Annotated in this window: 4 protein-coding genes; all 4 read left to right on the top strand. The window is 73.0% G+C overall.

Annotation, left to right across the window (positions count from 1 at the left end; translation table 11 throughout):
• The first annotated feature begins 119 nt into the window (after positions 1-119).
• The 4 genes from EES42_RS04445 (at position 120) to hutH (ending at position 5,137) form a co-directional block, all read left to right on the top strand.
• Positions 120-1,292: an adenylate/guanylate cyclase domain-containing protein gene (locus EES42_RS04445; RefSeq protein ID WP_124716757.1), complete on the top strand. Its 1,173-nt coding sequence runs from the start codon at positions 120-122 to the stop codon at positions 1,290-1,292.
• 137 nt (positions 1,293-1,429) lie between these two features.
• Complete coding sequence (locus EES42_RS04440; protein WP_124716756.1) at positions 1,430-2,242, top strand: enoyl-CoA hydratase/isomerase family protein; 813 nt, start codon at positions 1,430-1,432, stop codon at positions 2,240-2,242.
• Positions 2,243-2,337: 95 nt separating this feature from the next.
• Complete coding sequence (locus EES42_RS04435; RefSeq protein ID WP_124716755.1) at positions 2,338-3,501, top strand: GGDEF domain-containing protein; 1,164 nt, start codon at positions 2,338-2,340, stop codon at positions 3,499-3,501.
• Between the two features lie 76 nt (positions 3,502-3,577).
• Positions 3,578-5,137, top strand: a complete 1,560-nt coding sequence (gene hutH / locus EES42_RS04430; protein ID WP_124716754.1) for a histidine ammonia-lyase — start codon at positions 3,578-3,580, stop codon at positions 5,135-5,137.
• Positions 5,138-5,197: the final 60 nt, after the last annotated feature.

Genomic DNA, 5,197 nt, shown 5'->3' with positions numbered 1-5,197 from the left:
ACCCAGGAACATTCCCGGACGCCATAGGGGCGTGAGCTGCGGCACACCTGCCGTATCGTTGAGGCGATCCACCGACAGATCGGCAGGGCAGTGCGCAGGGAACGGGCAGGAGGCGGCTGGTGACCGTCGACGACACGACCTCCGGTGCGGGCACACAGCCCCCGTCGGAACCCTCGGTCCACGCGACACCGCATCACGAAGTCGACCATACGGCGGAACCGACCGACGACCCCCTCGCGATCCGGCTGGAACAGCTGATCCTGGGCGCCGACCGTCGCTACACGCCGTTCCAGGCCGCCCGTACCGCCGGTGTCTCGATGGATCTGGCCTCCAGGTTCTGGCGGGCCATGGGCTTCGCCGACATCGGGCAGGCCAAGGCGCTCACCGAGGCCGATGTGCTGGCGCTGCGCCGGCTCGCCGGTCTCGTCGAGGCGGGGCTGCTCAGCGAGCCGATGGCGATCCAGGTGGCCCGGTCCACCGGGCAGACCACCGCCCGGCTGGCGGAGTGGCAGATCGATTCGTTCCTGGAGGGGCTGACCGAGCCGCCCGAGCCCGGAATGACCCGTACCGAGGTCACCTACCCGCTGGTCGAGCTGCTCCTGCCGGAGCTCCAGGAGTTCCTGGTCTATGTGTGGCGGCGCCAGCTGGCCGCCGCCACCGGGCGAGTCGTGCAGGCCGCCGACGACGAGGAGATGGTCGACCGCCGGCTGGCCGTCGGCTTCGCCGACCTCGTCGGGTTCACCCGGCTGACCCGGCGGCTGGAGGAGGAGGAGCTCGGCGAGCTGGTCGAGGCCTTCGAGACCACCTCGGCCGACCTGGTGGCCGCCCACGGCGGCCGCCTCATCAAGACCCTCGGCGACGAGGTCCTCTTCGCCGCCGACGACGCGGGCACCGCGGCCGAGATCGCGTTGCGCCTGATCGAGGCGATGACCCAGGACGAGACCATGCCGGCGCTGCGCGTGGGCATCGCGTTCGGCACGGTCACCACCCGGATGGGCGATGTCTTCGGCACCACGGTGAACCTCGCCAGCCGGCTCACGTCGATAGCGCCGAAGGACGCCGTGCTGGTGGACGGAGCCTTCGCGGAGGAGCTGACCCGCACCGGCGACGCCCCCGCCTCCGAGGCACAGGCGGCCGAGGAGGCCGCGGTGGCCGAGAAGGAGCGCCAGGAAGGCGTGGAGTCGGCCGCGGCACCCAAGTACCGCTACGGGCTCCAGCCGATGTGGCAGCGCCCGGTGCGCGGGCTCGGCGTGGTGGAGCCCTGGCTGCTGGCCCGCCGCGGCACCTCCTGAGCCCGGCTCCTGGGTCTGGCTCCTCAGCCCGGCTCCGGACCGTGCCTTTCCGGCCCGTCCGGGCCGGCCCCTGACCACTGTCCGGGCCGCGCCATAGGATCCCTCCGGTAACGATCGTTAACCGGAGGGGTGCAGTCATGACCGTCACGTCCGAGCAGCGGTTCGGGGAATTCGTCGCCGTACGGGTCCATGAGGGCCAGGAACACGTCGCCGAGCTGGTGCTCGACCGGCCCAAGGCGATGAACGCCGTCTCCACCGACATGGCCCGCTCGATCGCCGCCGCCTGCGCCGCGCTCGCCGTCGACCCCGGTGTACGGGTCACCGTCCTCACCTCCAGCCACGAGCGGGCCTTCTGCGTGGGCGCCGACCTGAAGGAACGGAACTCCTTCACCGACGCCGAACTGCTGCGCCAGCGCCCGACCGCCCGCGCCGCGTACACCGGTGTGCTGGAACTGCCGATGCCGACGATCGCCGCCGTGCACGGCTTCGCGCTCGGCGGCGGGTTCGAGCTGGCGCTGTCCTGCGACCTGATCGTCGCCGACCGCACCGCCGTGGTCGGCCTGCCCGAGGTGTCGGTCGGGGTGATTCCGGGCGGCGGCGGCACGCAGTTGCTGCCGCGGCGGATCGGCGCGGCACGCGCCGCCGAGCTGGTCTTCTCGGCCCGGCGGGTGGAGGCGGCCGAGGCGCTCGGCCTCGGACTGGTCGACGAGCTGGTGGAGGCCGGGCAGGACCGGGCGGCCGCGCTGGCGCTCGCCGGCCGGATCGCCGCCAACTCCCCGGTGGGGCTGCGGGCCGCCAAGCGGGCGCTGCGGCTGGGCCACGGTCTCGATCTCCGGGCCGGTCTCGAAGTGGAGGACGCCGCCTGGCGGTCGGTGGCCTTCTCCGGCGACCGGGCCGAGGGCGTGGCCGCGTTCAACGAGAAGCGGAAGCCGAACTGGCCCGGCGAGTGACGCAGCGTGACGATATGTAATCGAACAGACACGCAGTGAAAGCGACCGGTGTCCCAAACTGATCAAATCACCACAAACCTACATAAGCTGTAGCGATGGGTGGTGATGATGCACGGCTGCGGGCCGTGGTTTCGCTTGCGCAGACGATGGCGGCGGCACACACCCCTCGGGGGTCGTGGCGAGCGGCTGCGCTGGGGGCGTGCGAGGCGCTGGGTGGCAGCTTCGCCGCGCTCTCCGTGTGGGAGCGCGGGCCGGGGCGGCTGCGCGTGCTGGTGAACGCGGGTCAACGGGCCGAGGGGGAGGAGGAGTTCCCCGAGGCGGAGACGTATCCGGTGCACCAGTTCCCGGAGATCACCGAGTTCCTGCACGAACAGTGGGCCGGGGGCGGTGAACCGGACGCCTGGGTCGAGACCGCCGACGGTGCGGCGGACGCGGGCGCGGCCGCCGGGGTGCGGGAGTACGGGAGCGGCTACGGCCGGGAGCGGGTGGCCGCCCTGCGGCGGCGCGGGCGCGGCTGCTGCGTGGTCGCGCCGATCGTGCTGCACGGGCGGGCCTGGGGCGAGCTGTACGTGGCCCGCCCGGTGGGGGCACCGGTGTTCGCCCGGGAGGACGCGGACTTCGCGACCGTGCTGGCCGCGGTCGTCGCCGCGGGGATCTCCCAGACCGAACGGCTCGAAGAGGTCCGCAAGCTCGCCTTCACCGACCCGCTCACCGGCCTGGCCAACCGCCGCGCCGTCGACGTACGGCTCGACGAGGCGGTGGAGCGGCACCGGGCGGACGGGGCGGTGGTCAGCCTGGTCGTCTGCGACCTCAACGGGCTGAAGCAGGTCAACGACACCCATGGCCACGCGGTCGGCGACCGCCTGCTGGAACGTTTCGGCTCGGTGCTGTCCCGCTGTGGCGCCATGCTGCCCGGCGCGCTCGCGGCCCGGCTCGGCGGCGATGAGTTCTGTCTGCTCACGGTGGGCCCGGAGGTGGACGACGTGGTCCGGGTGGCCACCGAACTCTGTGAGCGGGCGGCCGAGTTGGAGCTGGGGGACGGAGTGGCGTGCGGGATCGCGTCGACCGGCGATCCGATCGGCCCGGTGGTCTCGGCGCGGCGGCTGTTCCGGCTGGCGGACGCGGCCCAGTACCGGGCGAAGGCGGCCCGCTCGGTCAAACCGGTGGTGGCGGGGCGCGACGGCGAGGTGATCCGGCTGGCCGACTCGCCGCCCAGGTCCCCGCACGACCGCCGCCACCTGCGTGGCAGCCGGCCCTGAGGGCGCGTTGATCGGTAAGGGGTCAACCGTACGACCACTAGTGACATGAAGGGATTCAATCCGTACGCTTCTGAATATGGATATGCATACAGTCGTGGTGGGGACGTCCGGCACCACCGCTCAGGACGTCATCGCCGTGGCCCGCGGCAACGCCCGCGTCGAGCTCTCCGCAGCCGCCGTCGACGCGCTCGCCGCCGCCCGTGAGATCGTGGACGCGCTCGCAGCCAAGCCGGAGCCGGTGTACGGCGTCTCCACCGGATTCGGGGCGCTGGCCAGCCGGCACATCAGCCAGGACCTCCGCGCCCAGCTCCAGCGCAACATCGTCCGCTCGCACGCCGCCGGCATGGGCCCGCGCGTCGAGCGCGAGGTCGTCCGCGCGCTGATGTTCCTGCGGCTGAAGACCGTCGCCTCCGGGCACACCGGCGTACGCCCCGAGGTCGCGCAGACCATGGCCGACGTCCTCAACGCGGGCATCACGCCCGTGGTCCACGAGTACGGCTCGCTCGGCTGCTCCGGCGACCTGGCCCCGCTCTCGCACTGCGCCCTGACGCTGATGGGCGAGGGCGACGCGGAGGGCCCCGACGGCACCGTGCGCCCCGCCGGCGAACTGCTCGCCGCCCACGGCCTCACCCCCGTCGAGCTGCGCGAGAAGGAGGGCCTCGCCCTCCTCAACGGCACCGACGGCATGCTCGGCATGCTCGTCATGGCCCTGGCCGACCTGAAGAGCCTCTACACCTCCGCCGACATCACCGCCGCCCTCTCCCTGGAGGCGCTGCTCGGCACGGACAAGGTGCTCGCCCCGGAACTGCACGCCATCCGCCCGCACCCGGGCCAGGGCGTCAGCGCCGACAACATGCTGCGGGTCCTCGCCGGCTCCGGACTCACGGGGCGGCACGCCGAGATCACAGGCGACGCGCCCCGCGTCCAGGACGCCTACTCCGTACGCTGCGCCCCCCAGGTCAACGGCGCCGGACGCGACACCCTCGACTACGCCGCCGTCGTCGCGGCCCGCGAGCTGGCCTCCGCCGTCGACAACCCCGTCGTCCTTCCCGACGGCCGGGTCGAGTCCAACGGCAACTTCCACGGCGCCCCCGTCGCCTACGTACTCGACTTCCTGGCGATCGTCGCCGCCGACCTCGGCTCCATCACCGAGCGCCGCACGGACCGGCTGCTGGACAAGAACCGCTCGCACGGGCTGCCGCCGTTCCTCGCCGACGACGCCGGGGTGGACTCGGGCCTGATGATCGCCCAGTACACCCAGGCCGCCCTGGTCAGCGAGATGAAGCGGCTCGCCGTGCCCGCCTCGGCCGACTCGATCCCGTCCTCCGCGATGCAGGAGGACCACGTCTCCATGGGCTGGTCGGCGGCGCGCAAGCTCCGTACCGCCGTCGACAACCTCGCCCGGATCGTCGCCGTCGAGCTGTACGCGGCGACCCGCGCCGTCGAACTGCGCGCCGCCGGGGGCCTCACCCCCGCCCCCGCCTCGCAGGCCGCCATCGAGGCGCTGCGCGCCGCAGGGGTCCAGGGCCCGGGACCGGACCGCTTCCTGGCACCGGACCTGGCCGCGGCGGACGCGTTCGTACGTGCGGGGAAGCTGGTCGCGGCGGTCGAGCCGGTGACCGGCCCGCTGGCCTAGGAGCCCGTTCCCAGTGCCTCTCGTCCGGATCACGCCGGGCTGATCCGGACGAGAGGCCCA

Source organism: Streptomyces sp. ADI95-17 (genome assembly GCF_003846175.1).
Taxonomy (GTDB): domain Bacteria; phylum Actinomycetota; class Actinomycetes; order Streptomycetales; family Streptomycetaceae; genus Streptomyces; species Streptomyces sanglieri.
The sequence above is the reverse complement of the archived record's forward strand: the minus strand, read 5'-3'. Positions and strand labels throughout refer to the sequence as shown.